This is a genomic window from Pseudoalteromonas sp. G5_S1_54_S4, from assembly GCF_054968565.1.
The window spans coordinates 40,917-58,041 of the sequence record NZ_JBQKUL010000012.1; the positions used below are offsets into that span (position 1 = coordinate 40,917).

Sequence of the window (17,125 nt, forward strand, 5' to 3'; positions counted from 1 at the left end):
CTATAAGAGTAAATTAATGCATGTATTAATGGTTGCTGCAGAGAATGATGCGTTACCTAATGCCAAAGTTGGTGGTGTTGCTGATGTTATTCGTGATGTACCAAAGGCGTTAGTGGCGCAGGGGCTGACGGTAGATGTGGTTATTCCTGATTATGGTTTTGAACTAGGTGAGCGCTGTTTTATTGGTGAAGTGAGTGTGGCATTTAAGTCAGAGACCCACGTTTTATCTTTGTTTGAAATTCCACAGAATCAAAAAGGAGTGAGGCAAATAGTTATAAGTCATCCTCTTTTTAGTCAATCATTGAGTGTGTATTGTAACGACAACGATAATAGACCATTTGCTACCGATGCAACCAAGTTTGCACTGTTTAATGCCGCTATTTGTGAAGCCCTGATACAGGGCGTATTAACACAACCCAACACATTACATTTGCATGATTGGCACATTGCCTGTGTGGCCGTGTTACTTAAATTTAACCCTCGTTATGGCAAGCTTGCTAAGCTGCGCTTGGTATATACGGTGCACAATTTAGCTTTGCAGGGAATTCGTCCTTTTAAAGGGGATGATTCCAGCTTAGAAGCATGGTTTCCCTCGTTAAGTTACGACGGGCAACGATTATGTGACCCTCGTTATCCGCATTGCTTTAACCCTATGCGCAGTGCCATTAATTTAGCCGACAAAGTACATGTGGTTTCACCGAGTTATAGCCAAGAAGTGCAAATAGCAAGTAATGACGCCCACGGATTCTTTGGTGGCGAAGGACTTGAACGAGATTTACAACAAGCGGCTGAGCAAGGCAAATTAATTGGCATACTCAACGGCTGTGATTACGCAATTCAAGACGAACATGAAGCAACCTATAGTCAGCTATTAGAGCAAATAGAATCGACTTTGTTTAGTTGGATGGCAAAAAGCGCGCAATTACACAGCAGCCACTACATTGCCCATCAGCGTGTTTTACAATTTATGGCGTGTGATAAGCAAGGGCCACTTGTAACAAGTGTAGGGCGGCTCACTGAGCAAAAAGTATTGTTACTTTGCCAGCAACAAAGCAAAGACCTGACTATTGATTCAGTGTGTCAGATCATTAATCAATTTAAGGGGCGTTTACTTGTACTTGGCTCAGGCGATAGTAAACTTGAACACCTTTTTACCTGCGCCATGGCACGTAATAACAACTTTTTGTTTTTAAAAGGCTATGGGCAAGGTGTTGGCGATTTAATGTATCAATTAGGTGATTTATTTTTAATGCCGAGTTCTTTTGAGCCCTGTGGGATTAGCCAGATGCTCGCAATGCGAGCCGGCCAACCTTGCTTAGTGCACAGTGTCGGAGGTTTAAAAGATACCGTAGAGCATAATGTCAGTGGATTTTGTTTTAACGGCGATACGCTAAGTACACAAGCTGATGCACTCTTGCAGAGTTTAACTGAGGCACTTAGCCTATATCAAACAAACCCTAAGCAATGGCAAGCAATAAAAAGGCGAGCTGCTGATGCACGATTTAGTTGGGATAGTGTGGTAACTGATTATATAACATACTTATATTAAAAAATTTTATAAAGTTCAGTGACATCCGTTCTTATTTACGCTTTAATTACTTAGTCTGGTGGAAATAATATAAAGTAGGTAATGTGTCTGTATTTGTGGCAAGGCAAGCAATACTAAATCGAAATCAAAATGTAGTTGCTTATGAACTGCTATTTCGCGATAGTCCTGAAAATTGCTTTCCTGGTGTATCTGATGGTCAAGCAACGGCGAGGCTTATCATGGAAAACCAGCTTAACCTAGGTACTCGTCACATTACCTCGGGTAAAAAAGCATTGATCAATATTGGCCCTGAGTCGTTAAAACTTGATTTGTGTGATTTTTTACCTTGTAAAGATGTTGTCATTGAATTACTTGAAACCATAGAGCCCACCGACGATACCTACGAGCTATGTCGCAAACTATTTCACAGTAACTACAAATTAGCCCTTGATGATTTTGTTTATACGCCGCAGTGGGAGCGCTTTTTAAAGCTGGTCAACTTAATTAAATTTGATATTCGCCTTACTCCACTTGCTGAAATTCCGCTGGTGGTTAATAAGCTTAAAAAGTACAAAAATATTAAACTACTAGCCGAAAAAATAGAAACCGATGAAGAATATAAATTGGCCCGTAAAATGGGCTTTGATTATTTTCAAGGTTATTATTTTGCGCGCCCAGTGATGATAGAACAAAAAGATATTCACTATAATTACGGCCTAGTGATCGCCATTTACTCGGAAGTAATGAAGCCAGATCCTGATGTTAAAGTGATCACCGGTTTATTTGAGCTTGATGCGGCATTGGCCTACAAGTTACTGCGTTTATTAAATAGCGGTGTGTTTCCGCTACAAAGCCAAATTTCGTCATTAAAACAAGCGTTAGTTTACCTCGGCCAAGCGCGTTTAAAAAAGTTTGTTAGTTTAATTGTCACTGCCCATACAGCACGCTCTAAGCCTATAGAGCTCATGCAGATGTGCGTTATTCGCGCACGGTTTTGTGAATTAATAGCCGCTAAAGTTGCTAAGCAGGTTCAAGGTGAAGCATTTTTAACGGGGCTTTTTTCACTGCTCGATGCTATTTTAGACAAGCCAATGGACTTGCTGGTTGATAAACTTCCATTCCCGGAAGATATAAAAGCAGCGTTAACTGGTGAAAAAAATAACTTATATTATATCCTTGAAACAGTCAAAGCCTACGAAACAGGAAGCTGGTGGGCGCTTGAGAAAGCGGTATTACTGATTAATTTAGACAGTGCTTTTTTACCAAAATTATACAAACAAGCGGTACAATGGGCCGATAGCTATAAAGATAATATTTAGGGAATTCATGCTTTGCGCAATTATAATATGGACTTTATAAGGGGCATAGCCGTACTTGGTCTGGTGTTTATTAACTGTTTTTCCTTCGCTATTTTCGAGCTTAATTATACGCCACTCACAACACCACCACCTAGCGATCAGTTTCTAAACATACTAAGCCTTATATTTTTTGAAGGTCGGTTTCGCACTTTATTCACTTTACTGTTTGGTGCGGGTCTTTATATTCAGTATCAGCGATACCAATGCACTGAGCCACTAAAAAAACGATTACATTGGCTAATTGTGTTTGGCTTAATACATGGTTTTTTATTGTGGGCGGGCGACATTTTGTTTTTATATGGGGTGTCAGGTTTATTTATATTGCGCTATTTAGATTACACGAATGAAGAGCTTAAAAACAAAGCGGCGCTTTTTACTTTTATTTCTTTAATGACCATTGCCATATTTATGTTAGGACTTAATGAGACGCCCTTATACAGAGATTCCCCCGAGTACTACGAAATATACACTAGTTACTACCAAAGCATCGGTGCTCACTTTAGCCAAAATATAGCAATGAGCGCCTATATGTTGTTGGCTGTGCCTATTTTATTATTGTGGGCTAGTGCTGGGTTTATGCTAATTGGTATTTTGGCTTACAAATACGGTGTGTTTAGTAAAGGGCTTAGTAAGGCGCTGCTTATTAAGCTTATTCTATTAAGTGCGTTATTTATTAGCTTAAGGTTAATGTTAGTGCCATACAATCAAGGTATTGGTTATGCCTTACAAGAGCCTGTTAATGAACTTGCTGCCTTATGTGTTGCACTGCTTTATATTCATTTAATCGTTAAACTTTGTGACAACAGCGCCCACATAGGGGGGCTTATCCAACAAGTTGGACGCTTAGCGTTTACTTTATACATAAGCCAAACCATTATGCAGTTATTATTGTTTAAAGTGTTTTTTCCGCAGTGGACGCTTGGTTTTAATCGACTCGATTATTGGCTGCTCGCCATTAGCTTAGTGATTGTACAGCTTATATTTACAGCTATTTATTGCCGGTATTTTAAGCAAGGCCCGCTTGAATACCTATGGCGTAAATTAGCGAAAATTAACCGCGAAAAAATAGCTTGAGTAGTTTAAACTATGCGCCTTTATATTTAAGAAGATTTGCCTGATGACAGACTTGAAGCGTTTAAATAAATTTATTAGTGAAACCGGGTTTTGCTCTCGCCGCGAAGCCGATAAATATATTGAGCAAGGTCGTGTTACCGTTAATGGCGAATTACCAGAAATGGGTGTTAAAGTTGCCCAATCAGATGTAGTTTTGGTTGATGGTAAACAATTAAAAGCACCACCTAAACGTGTGTATATTGCTTATAATAAGCCTGTGGGCATTACCTGTACCACAGAGCGTAAAATTCAAAGTAATATAGTTAAAGCCGTTAATTATCCTGAACGTATATTTCCGATTGGTCGTTTAGACAGACCCTCAGAAGGGCTGATTTTTTTAACCAATGAAGGCGATATCGTTAATAAAATTTTGCGAGCTGGCAATAACCACGAAAAAGAATATGTGGTAACTGTAGACAAACCACTTAATCGTCAGTTTGTAAATAAAATGGCGAACGGTATTCCTATTTTAGATACCGTGACTAAAAAGTGTAAAGTTACTCAGACTGGTGCGCAGCAATTTAGCATTATTTTAACCCAAGGTTTAAACCGTCAAATTCGCCGTATGTGTGAATACTTAGGTTACGAAGTGGTTACACTAAAACGTGTGCGTATTATGAACGTAACTCTCAAAGGCTTAAAAGTAGGGCAGTGGCGACATTTAAGCGACGCTGAAATGGCGGTCATTAACGATTCAATTGCTGATTCAGGTAAAACGCAAGAACACTCACTTTATGATGATACTGAACAGCGCAAGTACACTGAACAAGATAAAAATAGTGGCGCTAAATCTGCTCATAAGCGTGATTTTCAGGGCGGGAAACTACGTCGTGAAAATAATGACGAGCAACAAAAGCACGCTAAAAAAAATAGTCGAAATACCCCTTACCAAAAACGCTCTACTACTTATGTGGGTAAATCAAATACTCACAAAGCAAATACTGCCACAGGAAACAAAACCCGCAGCAGTGGCACGTTAAGCTTAAAAAAGTAATTAAGCTTGTGTAAAAAAGCAAATAAAAACGCAGCCTTAGCTGCGTTTTTTGTTAGCCTACTGTTTGGGGTAATCAATCCTAAATACCACAGTGTATAAAACCGGCACTACAATTAGCGTAAGTATGGTGGCAAACCCTAAGCCAAACATAATGGTGACCGCCATCGACTGAAAAAATACATCGAATAGTAATGGGATCATGCCAAGTATTGTCGTGATAGCGGCCATGGCTACAGGGCGTACACGGCTTACGCCTGAGTCAAACACTGCTTGATATGGCGATTTACCTTCACTCAGTTCTAAGTTTATTTGATCAACCAGTACAATGCCGTTTTTAATTAGCATGCCGCTTAAGCTTAATAAGCCCAGTAGCGCCATAAAGCTAAACGGCGCATTCATCACTAATAAGCCTGCACTAACACCAATAATAGCCAGCGGTACAGTTGCCCAAATAACCAAAGGTTTTTTCACTGAGTTAAACAGTAATACTGTTACTGCAAACATTGCTAAATAGCCCAGTGGTAACGAGCCAAAAATAGCCTTTTTCGCTTTGCTTGATGATTCGAACTCGCCGCCCCATTGCATTTCATAGCCACGGGGTAAATCAATTGCTTCAACCTCAGCGCGAACCCGAGCAAATAATTTTGCAGGCGTTTCATCACCCAAAACATCATGATCTGCCATCACAGTAATGGTGCGTTTACGATCGCGACGCATAATTAAGCTGTCTTCCCACTCAACAATAAATTCATCAACCACTTGGGTAACCGGCACAAACACGCGTAAAACAGGGCTATAAATTTGTAAATCGTGAACACTGTCTACATTTAAACGCTCGCTTGCCGGTGAACGGGCAATAATAGGCAATAATTGCGTACCATCACGATACACACCCACTTGCTTACCCGACAGGCTCGTTAACAGAACTTGGTCAAGATCAAATTTGGTGATCCCCAAACGGCGCGCTTTTTGTTCATTAAATTGCGGACGAATCATTTTAGTGCGTGCACGCCAATCATCTCGAATGTTAAAGGCACCGTCGTCTTTAGCGATAATCTCTTTAGCCTGTGATGAAAGCTGTCTTAAAACAACCGGATCGGGGCCTGAGAACCGCGCTTCTATTTTGGCATCAGTTGAGGGGCCAATCTCCATTGGTTTTACTTTTAACTTTGCTGACAGTGGATGTTGCTTTGCGTAATCGCGCACTTTTTGCATGACTTTTGCGACGGCTTCACGATTGGTGACACGAATAATTAACTGTCCATAAGCAGGGTAGGATTTTTCAGGCGCGTAAGTCAGCATAAAACGCGGCGCACCTTGGCCAACCGTACTGGTGATTTCTGTGACCAGTTCATTCTTTTGTAAATAAGCTTCTAGCTGCTTAATGCCCTCAAGGGTTGCGCGAATATCAGCGCCTTGATCTTGCCAGTAATCGACATAAAACATCGGGGTATTCGAGGCTGGAAAAAATGATTGCTTCACAGCACCAAACCCCACTACAGCGCTGCATAAAAGAGCAACCATAAGGACTAAGGTTGTTTTTCTAAAGCGCATAGCTAAATTTAATATCGCTTTATAACCATTGAATATGATGCCTTGGTAAGGGTCTTCATGCTCTTGATTATGTTCGTGTTTAAATTCGGTTTCTTTAAACATCAAGTGGGCAAAAAACGGCGTGAGCGTAATTGCGGTGATCCAGCTCAAGAGCAAAGAAATAAACAGCACCCAAAATAAGCTACCAGCAAATTCACCACTGGCATCTGAGCTTAAACCAATCGGTGCGAAAGCGGTTATGGCAATAACTGTTGCGCCAAGTAGTGGCCACTTAGTTTGATCGACAATATTAACTGCCGCTTTAAGCTTTGTTTGTCCGCGCTTGAGGTTGATGAGAATACCTTCGGTCACAACAATGGCGTTATCGACCAGCATACCTAGTGCAATAATTAGCGCACCTAATGATATACGTTGTAAGTCAATCGCAAACAGTTTCATAAATATAAAGGTGCCTAATACGGTCAGTAATAATATACCGCCGATTAAAACCCCACTTTTAAAGCCCATAAAAATAAGTAGTACTACAATAACTATTGCAATGGCCTCTATTAAACTAACAATAAAGCCATCTACCGACTGCTCTACTTCTTTAGGTTGGTTATACACTGAGCTAATATCAATACCATGCGGGCGTTGATACTCAAGAGATGCTAAGTGCTCATCTATGTGTTTACCCACATCAACAACATTGACCCCAGACATAAACGACACACCAATAAGCAGAGCCTGTTGTTGATTGTAATGAATCACATTGGTCGGTACTTCAGCATATTCACGGTAAACCTTTGCAACATCGCCTAGATAAATGAGTTCGCTGGCACCTGATTTTGAAATTAATAAGGTTTCAAGTTCTTTTACATCTTTAAATTCACCAGTAGGGTGCAAGCGAATAGACTCATCACCCACGCGAATACGTCCAGCGTTAGATACGGTGTTTTGTGATTGCAGTAAATCATAAATATGACTAGGCGCAATACCAAGTTGGGCAAGCTTTTGCGTCGATACCTCAACCATTACTTGTGGCTGCTGTTGGCCCGCAATTGTAACTTTGCTCACTCCTTTGACTAAAACAAGTTCACGTTTTAAATAATCAACATAGTCTTTTAATTCATCATACGAGTAGCCATCGCCCGTGACGGCAAACATAACGCCGTAAACATCGGCAAAATCATCAATCACATTACTGGGGTAAACACCACTTGGCAGCGACGGGCTAAGGTCGTTTATTTTACGACGCATTTCATCCCATATTTGTCTAAGCTCTTGTTTACGATAGGTGCTTTTCATTTCTACGGTAATTTGTGATTTACCATTGGATGAAATAGAGGTGACATAATCAACATAGGGGAGCTGTTGAATGGCATTTTCAATCGGAAATGTGACTTCTTCTTCGACTTGCTGTGGAGAGGCGCCCGGGTATAAAGTGATCACCATGGCTTTTTTTAAAGTGAATTCAGGGTCTTCCAGCTGGCCTAAATCAAAATAAGATACACTGCCGCCAATTAACAGCAACAGCGTAAACATCCAGCTAATGACTTTTTTCTCAATAGATAGTTGCGCAAAGCCCATAATTATAAGCCTCGCTCTTTATTCCAAGGACGAACAGACATGCCCTCTTGTAAAGAGTGAACACCAGCAGAGACAATTTGTTGGCCTTCTTTTACGCCGCTAAGCACTTCAATAGTGTCGTGATGCAATTGACCCACTTGTACTGCTTGTTTATGCACAGTGCCAGTTTGCTGATTAAAAACCCACACATAGGCATTATCGCTTAGGCTTTTATTAGGATCTGAAAATACCGACTCAATAGGTAAAATAGTGTAGGGGGTTTGTGAGCGTGTAACTTTGCTCAAATCTATCATCACTTGTCCCGACATACCCGCAAGTAAGTTAAAATCTTCTGGCACCGGTAATGAAAACACCACTTTATAGGTGAGTGTTGCAGGATCGGCTTGGGTATCCCATTCTTTAAGCGTGAGTTTGTATTGCTTGTCGTGATAGCCATCAAATTCAACCATAGGTTGATATTGGGTATCTTTTTGAATACGTGCCACGATTTTTTCAGGAACCTGTATTGCTACATCCATAAAATCGCGGGTTTCTAAGCGCAAAACATTTTGTTTTGCTTGAATACTTTCAAAGTTTTTTACAAATACTTTGGCTACTATGCCAGCAAAAGGAGCGCGAAGTTCGCTGTACTCTAAATTCGTTTCTGCAATTTTAAACGCTGACTCAGCGACTTGTTCATTGGCAACCGCTTGATCAAGCTCGGATTGACTGGTGATATTTTTATCAAATAGTTGTTTAATACGTTTTAGCTGCGACTTAGCCAGTTCATAGCGCGCTTTGCGCTCATTATATTGTAATTGAAAATCTTCAGGGTCTAATTTCGCCAATAGTTGCCCTTTTTTTACCTGCTCACCGGCTAATACAGGAAATTCAACCAACTCACCATTGACCCTAAAAGCCAGGTACGAGCCCTGGTTTGCAACGACTTCCGCAGGAAAACTGCGTATGTTTGTTTGCGAATCATGACCAATACTAAATAATTTAACAGGGCGAATCGGCTCTTCTTTAACTATTTTCTCGGGCTCCGAGCAGCCTATTAAACTTAGTAATGTCGCAGATAGTAAACATAAGCGAAACAGTGGCATGATATCTCCATGATAAAAAAAGGCTAAATAAGTCAGTGCAGCATACGCTGCAAACATATAAAATAAAATTCATTAAATTTTAGAAACTCAATAAGTTTTACTTATAATGTGCTGGGCTGACTATGAAACTTAATCAATTACAAATTTTAGATGCTATTGTGCAAAGTGCGAGCTTAAGTGGCGCTGCATTAAAGTTACATAAAACTCAGCCTGCATTGACACTGGCGATTAAAAACTTAGAGGCGAAATTAGGTTTTGATCTACTCGACCGTTCTAAATACCGATTACAACTTACCGAAAAAGGACGTATTTTTCATCGTGAAGCTAAACAGCTTTTAAACGCGAATGAGCAGCTTACACAGCTTGCAACCGAGCTGGCGCTGGGGAATGAAGCGCAATATAGAGTTTGCTATGAGCAAATTTGTCATGTGCAAAGTTATAACGAGATCATAAGTAATACTTTTAAGCATTTTTCTAGTACAGAATTTCGTTTAACCAGTGGTAAACGGTTTGTATCTTTAGAGCAAGTGAATACCGGCCAAGCCGAGCTTGGGATTGGCCCATGGTTTGATTTATTTCATGCCACCGGCGATTTAGAAAGCTTACCGATAGGCAAGCTAGATATAGGCATTGTTGGCGCAAAAGGGATTTTACCTAAGCAGCTTACCTACGATGAGTTACAACTTTACCCGTGTTTAGCGATGTTTGAAAGTGGCTTGAGCATAGACAGCGACAGGTTGTCTTATTCTAAAGGGGCTGCGGTAATGAAAATAGATGACATATCTACCCTAAAGTCGTTTTTATTGTCAGGTGCAGGATGGGCAATGATGAGCTTAGGCCACTGTAAAAAAGAAATTACCGCGGGCTCATTACAGCAAATAATAGTAACAGACAGAGAGCATCAGTTTAGCGCGCAAATTCGTGCTTTTCGTCAACATGCTATGCACCATGGTCCTGTTGCCCGTAAAATTTGGCAGCAATTTGAATTACTCAGTCAGGAGTATTTAAACAATAATGGACGTTAATAAAGAAACGGTTATTTACACTATTATTGCGAGTATACCCTCAGGGTGTGTTGCCAGTTATGGCCAAGTAGCGGCGCTTGCAGGGTATCCTAATAATGCAAGGCTAGTTGGTCGATTATTAAAAGAGATGCCTAAAGATTCTACTATCCCATGGCATAGAGTGGTTAACAGCCAAGGTAAAATAGCGTTTGCACAGGGCTGTGCGCAGTATCAAATACAACGAGAAAAGTTACTTGCTGAGGGCGTTACTTTTAATAATCAACGAATTAATATGGCAAAACACCGCTGGCAATAAATTAATAATCCATTTTTTGTAAGTCAGTTAAAGCCCAAATTTCATCTGCGGTCCATTCGTCTAGCCAAATAGGAATATCTGCGGCTTTCATTGGTTTAGCAATACCATAGCCCTGTGCTAAATAACAGCCAAGTAGCATTAGTGTTGCTGCATGTTCCGGGGTTTCTACGCCTTCAGCTATAACGCTTCGTTTAAACGATTTGGCCAGTGCAATAACGCCTTTTACAATTGCTAAATCGTTAGAGTCTTCAAGCATATCCCTAACAAAGCTTTGATCTATCTTTATTAGGCTTGCAGGTAAACGCCTTAAGTATGTGAGTGAGGAGTAACCCGTACCAAAGTCATCTAATGAAAACTCAACGCCCAAAGCTTTACAATCTTGCATGGTTTTAGATACGTGGGCTACATCGTTAAGCGCACTGGTTTCCAGTACTTCTAGCTCTAGGTTTCTAGCATCGACCTGTGGATGTGCCAATAGTAATTCAGTTAGCCGCGCTGTAAATTCAGGCTGCTGTAATTGAACTGCGGCAACATTAACGCTCACTTTTATGTTTAAACTAGGTGTTAAAATTTGCCAGTGGTTAATTTGAGATAATGCAGCGTTAATAACCCATTCGCCAACGTCTATCATTAGCGCATTGTTTTCAATTACAGGTAAAAATTCAATAGGGCTAAGCAACCCGCGCTCTGGGTGTTGCAAGCGTATTAATGCCTCAACGCCAATCATACTACCCGTTCGCATATCTACTTTTGGTTGATAATAAAGTACAAACCAATCATTAGCTAAGGCTTCACGGATAAGTGTAATGCCGGTTTGCTGTGCTTTAACTGTATCTCCTTGACTTGTATCGAATAAATGATAACGATTTTTGCCCATTTGTTTGGCAATATACATGGCTTGATCGGCATGGCGCATCAGTTGTTCAGCATCTAAATTATCTTCTGGGTATATTGTTACCCCAATACTGGCAGAGACATTCAAAACAATATCGTTAACAGTGACAGGTTTTGCTGCTGCAGCCAGTAGCCTCTCAAGTACAGGTACGCAATCGGCAACTGATCCTAAATTAGTTAATACAGCAACGAATTCATCGCCACCAATACGGGCCAAGCTATCACCTTCACGAAGTGCATCTTTTAAACGGATTGAAAGTGCAATTAATAACTTATCGCCAATATCATGGCCATGAGAATCATTAACATGCTTAAATCCATCTAAATCAAGAAACACCACCGCCAGAGAATTGTTATGGCGACGGCATTGCAACATGGTTTGGCTGAGCCTATCGGCAAGCAATACGCGGTTTGGCAAGTTAGTTAATAAATCATAATGTGCAATACGGCTAAGTTGCTCTTGTTGGCGTTTAGCTTGGGTGATATCGGTAAATATTCCTAAGTAAAAAGTAACGTTGTTGTCGTCTTTTAAAACTGAAATATTAAGTAGCTCAGCATAAAGTTCACCGTCTTTTTTACAGTTCCACACTTCACCTTGCCAATGACCATATAGGCTGAGCTGTTTCCATATGTTTTTATAAAATGACTCTGTTTGTTTGCCCGAATTTAAAAATGATGGATTGCGGCCTATAACTTCATCGTGGCTATAACCGGTTATATGACAAAAGGCAGGATTGACATCAACAATAACTTTATCAGCATTTGTAATAATAATCCCTTCATGGGTATCTCTAAAAACCCGAGAGGATAAATGCAGTTTTTCTTCAATTAATTTACGTTCAGTAATATCAACCGAGACACCCAACATGGTAATTGCGCTGCCAGAGCTGTCTCTAACAAGAGTCCCTTTAGTATTAAACCAACGAACGTTACCCCGTTTAGTAATAATACGGTGATCAACATTATATTCTTTCGCCGCGTCAATACATTGATTTATATCGCCTACTATATTGGCGCGATCATCTGGGTGAATACTGGCTAGGTATTCATTTTTAGTCATTTCTAATTGTTTAACATTGCCAGTAATTAGTCTTATACCATGTTCAGAAAAGCGGATTATATTGGTTTTTATGTCCCATTCCCAAGTCGCAATTCCCCCCACTTTTTGGCTTAAAAGAAGTCGTCTTTCGGTATCAGTTAATGCTTTAATGTTATTTTGTAATGCATGAGTACGTTGCTCTACTTTTTTTTCTAATTTTAGGTGGCTCGCTCTTAATCGGGTTATCAGATAAGATGAAAGTGAAGTTAAGAAAGTAAACACAACCGCAATAGCAATACCAAGTAACAGCATACTATTGTCTTGCCAGCCCCTGATAGGGTAGGCTTTAAATACCCAAACGCCGTTTGGCACTTGTATGTTAAAGTCGACCGTGTTTTTTGTTATTTGGTTGTCTGAGGTAGCAATGATTTGCACATCATTTGTATCGGGCATGACTTTTGAAAGCTCATAACCAATGCCTGCCTGTGGCAGTTGAGCTAAATTAACGCTTTGAAGAATATCAGGAAAACGAATAAGCGCAGTGGCAAATCCCCAAAACTGGTTTCCCTGTGAGGTATCTAGATACACAGGCAGCCTAGCCGCTGCACCCATACCACCTTGAAATAATTCAAAAGGGCCAGCAAGGGTTAATTTACCTGTTTTTTTGGCTAAAAATGCCTCTTGCGTTCGCAGTGGGTTCTCTAAAACATTATTACCGATAGCACTTTCATTGCCCTTAAGTGGAACAACGTGTGTAAGAATACCGTTTTTATGAAGTTGTAAGGCGTCAAGACCAGGATAAAGACTTAACATTTCAGAAGCGAGTTCTTCAAAGCCTTTAGTCTCGCCATTTTGAGTACGAATTAATGCCGCAATAGGATAGGCTGCAGAAAGTGCTTGGTTAAGATTATTTCTAATATGGTTAACGTAGCTACCCGCCACCTTTCTGATAGAGTTTTGCTTTTGCTGATAAATGTATTGATCGAGTAGATAAATTGAATACACAGATGCAAGCGTTGAGATTAACAATGTGATCAACACCAGTCTTGCTTTTATAAACAAGCTCAGTATCTGTGGTCGAGTATTAGATGGTGACAATGTAAATAACACCTAGCGTTGTTTAAGCCGCGTCCATTTAGAACAATGGCGTTTTAAGTTCCTGAAACAGTATAGCAAACAGTCATCTAAAGCATTAGGGAGATTTAATTATACTTTAAAATAACCACCGTGATTTACTAAAGCTTGAGTGAAATAATAGGCTACATTGTGAGATTAGCTAGGAAGGCACTATGTGTATTTAGTTAATACACATAGTGAGTAATGGCAATATAATGACTTACACAACCGCCAATGACAAAAAGATGCCAAATAGCGTGGCTATATTGAGTGTTTTTAGCGCTGTAAAACAATGTACCCACGCTATAAAATAAACCGCCAGTAAGTAGCCAGTATAGTGCGTTGATAGGTAAGTTTGAGTAAAGTGGGTATATAATTGCCAGTGCAAACCAGCCCATTAATAAATAGGTAGCGAGTGACACTTTTTTATTGCCATTTTTAACAAGCAGTTTATAAGCAACACCGGCTAAAGCTACTGTCCAAATAAATACCAAGGTAGCCCAAGACCAAATCCCAGATAAAGAGAGTAATAAAAAAGGGGTATATGTGCCAGCAATAAGCATGTAAATAGCACAGTGGTCACATTTTTTATAAAACGCTCTTAATTTAGGACGAACACTGGCGTGATAAAGTGTAGAGGACAAAAATAAAATAAATAAGCTGCTGCCATAAACGACTGTGCTGGCGTAACCTTTTACAGAGTTAGCTTGTTTAAATAAATCCCAAATTACAAATGCAGCAAATAAAATACCTAAAGCATGGCTAACAACATTTAATAGCTCTTCTTTTTTAGAATAGGGCGCTTCAAAAGACATAACAGATCCTACCACTTACAATTTAACGTTTAGTGTACAAGTGTACGCTGAAATTATCAATTGAGAATTGATTGACATGGTGCTGCCAGTTTATGGATTACGGCATGTTAAAAAATACACTACTATTTGGTTATATTTTTTAAATTGTTAGTTAAATTAACTAACACATATTTTGCAAATCTTAACATTTTTATTTTATATCCTTATAAAACAAAGGTTTATTGATTTTTTTCTTTATGGCACAGCCCTTGATTGTATCTAGGTGTATTAACCAATAAACAAACAAGGAATAACATTATGAAAACTTCAATTAACATGACACTGGCTAGTTTACTTTTATTAGGTTCATCTCAAGTACATGCAACAGAGGTCGATTTAGATATTACAGATATGTTGACTAAAACGGTGACAACTTATGTATCACAAGCAACCCATGAACTTGAACAGTCAGTAAAAGAAGCCGTTTCTTTTGATGCCCAAGCTATTTTAGATGGTTTACTACAAACCAACCCAGTTGTTGATAATAGTGGCATTGATGAAAAGCAACTTGTAGTAAAAACACAACAAAAGCAATAAAAATAGGGAATAAGTGATGAACAGCGAGTTCGAATTGTTAGCCCTGATGTTGGTGCCAGTGGCAAGTGTACTGAGTGTATATTACATCGCTTACATGATAAAAAATGTGGGAACGAGGTTTAATTAGCGAATGCACTTACACGGTAAAACAATCGATGTAACTAAAGCTGATCGACTTCAATAGAGCGCACGTAAATAAAGGCAGAGTGTTTGAAAGAAGTAGACTTTATGAAACGTGCGATTTTCCCATTACCGATTTTTATATTACCTGAAGGCTATACGCGATTACGTATATTTGAGCCTCGTTATTTGACGATGGTTAGAAACGCATTAAAAACAAACAGCGGTTTTGTACTTTGCACCTTCGAACACGACACACCATTTAATATAAGCGCCCAAGGGTGTTTAATGGATATTATTGATTTTGATCAAGACGAAAGCGGTATGCTGTTGATTGATGTTTTTGCATCAAAAAGTGTGCAACTAGATAACGTGTACCAAGACGAACAGGAGTTACGCCATGGCGAGGTCTCTGCGTGCAATACACCTTATTGGTACAATAGCAGTAATCATGACATTGGTGAACATCAACTACTTCAAGTGGCACTAGAAGAAGTATTCTCTAATAACCCACAGCTACAGTCTCTTTATAAACATACCCAGTTTAATCAACTTACTTGGGTTGTTGCCAGATGGCTTGAGCTTCTCCCTATTTCTATTGAGAAAAAACAACAACTTGCATTTGAAACTAATTTTGATAACTTGCTGAATTTCCTCCATACTGTGATTAATAACGAATTTGCCTAAAATAATTTTGATCCGCTTACATTCTTAGCTCGTAATGGTACTTACAAAAGCTATAACGGGACATTTTACTATGGTAAGTCAACAACAAACATTACGTTGTGAACCTAACACAGGTAAGTATACTGCCATGCCAGAAACGCCAAGTACGGAACTCAGGGAAGCATTAGTTAATGTAGCCCAATCTCGCGATAAAAAATCTTTCGCGTACTTGTTTGAATATTTTGCACCAAAGATCAAACGCTTTGGCATTAAGCAGTTTGGTGTAGAAGCCCAAGCAATGGAGTTGGTGCAAGAAACGCTCACTTCAGTGTGGCGAAAAGCGCATTTGTACAACAGCGACAAAGGCGCAGCCACTACGTGGGTTTATACGGTAATGCGTAATGCGTCCTTTGATATGCTTCGAAAAATGAAAAGTAACAAAGAAGAAAATATCAGCGAAGACATCTGGCCGTTATTGAATGAATCAGAAGATACACATCACGAATACAGTGACCACCTTGAAGATAAACAAATTAAGCGCTACCTAGATAAACTGCCACAAGCACAAAGAGAAGTGGTACGCGGTGTTTACTTTCAAGATATGTCGCAAGAGCAGCTTGCTCAACAATTAAACATTCCAGTAGGCACGGTAAAATCACGATTACGTTTAGCCTTGCAGAAATTACGTAATGAAATGGGAGATCAGCATGATTAAACATCACCCGAGTGAAACACTACTGACACAATACTGTGCAGCAACACTTCCCGCATCACTAAGCTTAGCCGTATCTATTCATGTAGATATGTGCCCAATATGCCAAGCTGAGGTTGAAAAACTCGAGGCAAGTAATGCAAAAGCAGTGTTTAGTGACAACATGAATGTTAATAACGATGAGCAAAGCGACGATATAGCGGACTCAGGGTTGCTTGAATTAATCACGTCAGACGATTCGATTGATGAAGTTTATGCCGTTGAACCTGTCACTATTGAAGTGAATGACTATAATTACAGCTTACCAAGAGCATTAACACGTATTTCTCATAGCAAATTTACACAAGTAGGTAAGCTTGCTCGTTCACGTATAGCGCTTGACGATGGGCATTTGCGCTCGAGTTTATTGCACATAGACGCAGGCGGTGAAATTCCTGAGCATACACATACAGGTTTTGAAGTTACGCTACTTCTTGATGGCGAATTTACAGATGAAGAAGGCAGTTATGTACCAGGTGATTTTATTTGGCAAGATGGCCGTCATCAACATACTCCTTTAACAAAAGAGGGATGTTTGTGCTTTACTGTAGTCAGTAGTGCGCTACATTTCAATAAAGGACTTAGCAAGTTGCTTAATCCAATTGGCAGCTTGATTTATTAAGAGAA

Annotated in this window: 14 protein-coding genes; 10 read left to right on the forward strand and 4 right to left on the reverse strand. The window is 39.7% G+C overall.

What is annotated here, in order from left to right; all coding sequences use genetic code 11:
• Positions 1 to 16 precede the first annotated feature (16 nt).
• The 4 genes from ACTRWE_RS06945 to rluF all read left to right on the forward strand — a co-directional run bounded on the left by ACTRWE_RS06945 (position 17) and on the right by rluF (position 4,993).
• On the forward strand, positions 17 to 1,549 hold the full coding sequence (locus tag ACTRWE_RS06945; RefSeq protein WP_013463241.1) for a glycogen synthase: 1,533 nt from the start codon (positions 17 to 19) through the stop codon (positions 1,547 to 1,549).
• Positions 1,550 to 1,632: 83 nt separating this feature from the next.
• Complete coding sequence (locus tag ACTRWE_RS06950; RefSeq protein ID WP_016899728.1) at positions 1,633 to 2,847, forward strand: EAL and HDOD domain-containing protein; 1,215 nt, start codon at positions 1,633 to 1,635, stop codon at positions 2,845 to 2,847.
• Positions 2,848 to 2,874: 27 nt separating this feature from the next.
• Positions 2,875 to 3,960: a DUF418 domain-containing protein gene (locus ACTRWE_RS06955; RefSeq protein WP_013463243.1), complete on the forward strand. Its 1,086-nt coding sequence runs from the start codon at positions 2,875 to 2,877 to the stop codon at positions 3,958 to 3,960.
• A gap of 43 nt (positions 3,961 to 4,003) precedes the next feature.
• Positions 4,004 to 4,993: a 23S rRNA pseudouridine(2604) synthase RluF gene (gene rluF, locus ACTRWE_RS06960; RefSeq protein WP_013463244.1), complete on the forward strand. Its 990-nt coding sequence runs from the start codon at positions 4,004 to 4,006 to the stop codon at positions 4,991 to 4,993.
• A gap of 57 nt (positions 4,994 to 5,050) precedes the next feature.
• Here rluF and ACTRWE_RS06965 read toward each other — a convergent pair whose 3' ends face one another.
• Both ACTRWE_RS06965 and ACTRWE_RS06970 read right to left on the reverse strand, forming a co-directional pair.
• The gene (locus ACTRWE_RS06965; protein WP_013463245.1) at positions 5,051 to 8,116 is read right to left on the reverse strand and encodes an efflux RND transporter permease subunit; all 3,066 of its coding nucleotides are present in this window, start codon (positions 8,114 to 8,116) and stop codon (positions 5,051 to 5,053) included.
• Positions 8,117 to 8,118: 2 nt separating this feature from the next.
• Positions 8,119 to 9,201, reverse strand: coding sequence for an efflux RND transporter periplasmic adaptor subunit (locus tag ACTRWE_RS06970; RefSeq protein ID WP_013463246.1), 1,083 nt, complete (start codon positions 9,199 to 9,201; stop codon positions 8,119 to 8,121).
• Between the two features lie 122 nt (positions 9,202 to 9,323).
• Here ACTRWE_RS06970 and ACTRWE_RS06975 point away from each other — a divergent pair, with 122 nt between their 5' ends.
• Both ACTRWE_RS06975 and ACTRWE_RS06980 read left to right on the forward strand, forming a co-directional pair.
• A complete protein-coding gene (locus tag ACTRWE_RS06975; protein ID WP_013463247.1) occupies positions 9,324 to 10,226 on the forward strand; it encodes a LysR family transcriptional regulator in 903 nt (300 codons plus the stop codon).
• Positions 10,216 to 10,521, forward strand: a complete 306-nt coding sequence (locus ACTRWE_RS06980; RefSeq protein WP_058156002.1) for an MGMT family protein — start codon at positions 10,216 to 10,218, stop codon at positions 10,519 to 10,521. The genes ACTRWE_RS06975 and ACTRWE_RS06980 overlap by 11 nt, the downstream gene beginning before the upstream one ends.
• A gap of 1 nt (position 10,522) precedes the next feature.
• Here the strand turns inward: ACTRWE_RS06980 and ACTRWE_RS06985 are convergent, their stop codons facing one another.
• Both ACTRWE_RS06985 and trhA read right to left on the reverse strand, forming a co-directional pair.
• Positions 10,523 to 13,552 carry a bifunctional diguanylate cyclase/phosphodiesterase gene (locus tag ACTRWE_RS06985; RefSeq protein WP_462879729.1) on the reverse strand — a complete coding sequence of 1,010 codons (3,030 nt, stop codon included), beginning with the start codon at positions 13,550 to 13,552 and terminating at the stop codon, positions 10,523 to 10,525.
• A 203-nt stretch (positions 13,553 to 13,755) separates the two neighbouring features.
• The gene (gene trhA / locus ACTRWE_RS06990; RefSeq protein ID WP_036954828.1) at positions 13,756 to 14,385 is read right to left on the reverse strand and encodes a PAQR family membrane homeostasis protein TrhA; all 630 of its coding nucleotides are present in this window, start codon (positions 14,383 to 14,385) and stop codon (positions 13,756 to 13,758) included.
• A gap of 297 nt (positions 14,386 to 14,682) precedes the next feature.
• Here trhA and ACTRWE_RS06995 point away from each other — a divergent pair, with 297 nt between their 5' ends.
• The 4 genes from ACTRWE_RS06995 to ACTRWE_RS07010 all read left to right on the forward strand — a co-directional run bounded on the left by ACTRWE_RS06995 (position 14,683) and on the right by ACTRWE_RS07010 (position 17,120).
• Positions 14,683 to 14,961: a hypothetical protein gene (locus ACTRWE_RS06995; protein WP_013463251.1), complete on the forward strand. Its 279-nt coding sequence runs from the start codon at positions 14,683 to 14,685 to the stop codon at positions 14,959 to 14,961.
• Between the two features lie 228 nt (positions 14,962 to 15,189).
• Positions 15,190 to 15,768, forward strand: a complete 579-nt coding sequence (locus ACTRWE_RS07000; RefSeq protein ID WP_029750255.1) for an LON peptidase substrate-binding domain-containing protein — start codon at positions 15,190 to 15,192, stop codon at positions 15,766 to 15,768.
• A 70-nt stretch (positions 15,769 to 15,838) separates the two neighbouring features.
• Entirely contained in the window at positions 15,839 to 16,462 is a 624-nt protein-coding gene (locus ACTRWE_RS07005) for a sigma-70 family RNA polymerase sigma factor (protein WP_013463253.1), read from the forward strand.
• On the forward strand, positions 16,455 to 17,120 hold the full coding sequence (locus ACTRWE_RS07010) for a ChrR family anti-sigma-E factor (RefSeq protein WP_013463254.1): 666 nt from the start codon (positions 16,455 to 16,457) through the stop codon (positions 17,118 to 17,120). The genes ACTRWE_RS07005 and ACTRWE_RS07010 overlap by 8 nt, the downstream gene beginning before the upstream one ends.
• The last annotated feature ends 5 nt before the right edge of the window (positions 17,121 to 17,125 follow it).

Coding starts and splice junctions, on each gene's coding strand:
- ACTRWE_RS06945 (WP_013463241.1), top strand. CDS start 17: ATGCATGTATTAATGGTTGCTGCAGAGAATGATGCGTTACCTAATGCC.
- ACTRWE_RS06955 (WP_013463243.1), top strand. CDS start 2,875: ATGGACTTTATAAGGGGCATAGCCGTACTTGGTCTGGTGTTTATTAAC.
- rluF (WP_013463244.1), top strand. CDS start 4,004: ATGACAGACTTGAAGCGTTTAAATAAATTTATTAGTGAAACCGGGTTT.
- ACTRWE_RS06965 (WP_013463245.1), bottom strand. CDS start 8,116: ATGGGCTTTGCGCAACTATCTATTGAGAAAAAAGTCATTAGCTGGATG.
- ACTRWE_RS06970 (WP_013463246.1), bottom strand. CDS start 9,201: ATGCCACTGTTTCGCTTATGTTTACTATCTGCGACATTACTAAGTTTA.
- ACTRWE_RS06975 (WP_013463247.1), top strand. CDS start 9,324: ATGAAACTTAATCAATTACAAATTTTAGATGCTATTGTGCAAAGTGCG.
- ACTRWE_RS06980 (WP_058156002.1), top strand. CDS start 10,216: ATGGACGTTAATAAAGAAACGGTTATTTACACTATTATTGCGAGTATA.
- trhA (WP_036954828.1), bottom strand. CDS start 14,385: ATGTCTTTTGAAGCGCCCTATTCTAAAAAAGAAGAGCTATTAAATGTT.
- ACTRWE_RS06995 (WP_013463251.1), top strand. CDS start 14,683: ATGAAAACTTCAATTAACATGACACTGGCTAGTTTACTTTTATTAGGT.
- ACTRWE_RS07000 (WP_029750255.1), top strand. CDS start 15,190: ATGAAACGTGCGATTTTCCCATTACCGATTTTTATATTACCTGAAGGC.
- ACTRWE_RS07005 (WP_013463253.1), top strand. CDS start 15,839: ATGGTAAGTCAACAACAAACATTACGTTGTGAACCTAACACAGGTAAG.
- ACTRWE_RS07010 (WP_013463254.1), top strand. CDS start 16,455: ATGATTAAACATCACCCGAGTGAAACACTACTGACACAATACTGTGCA.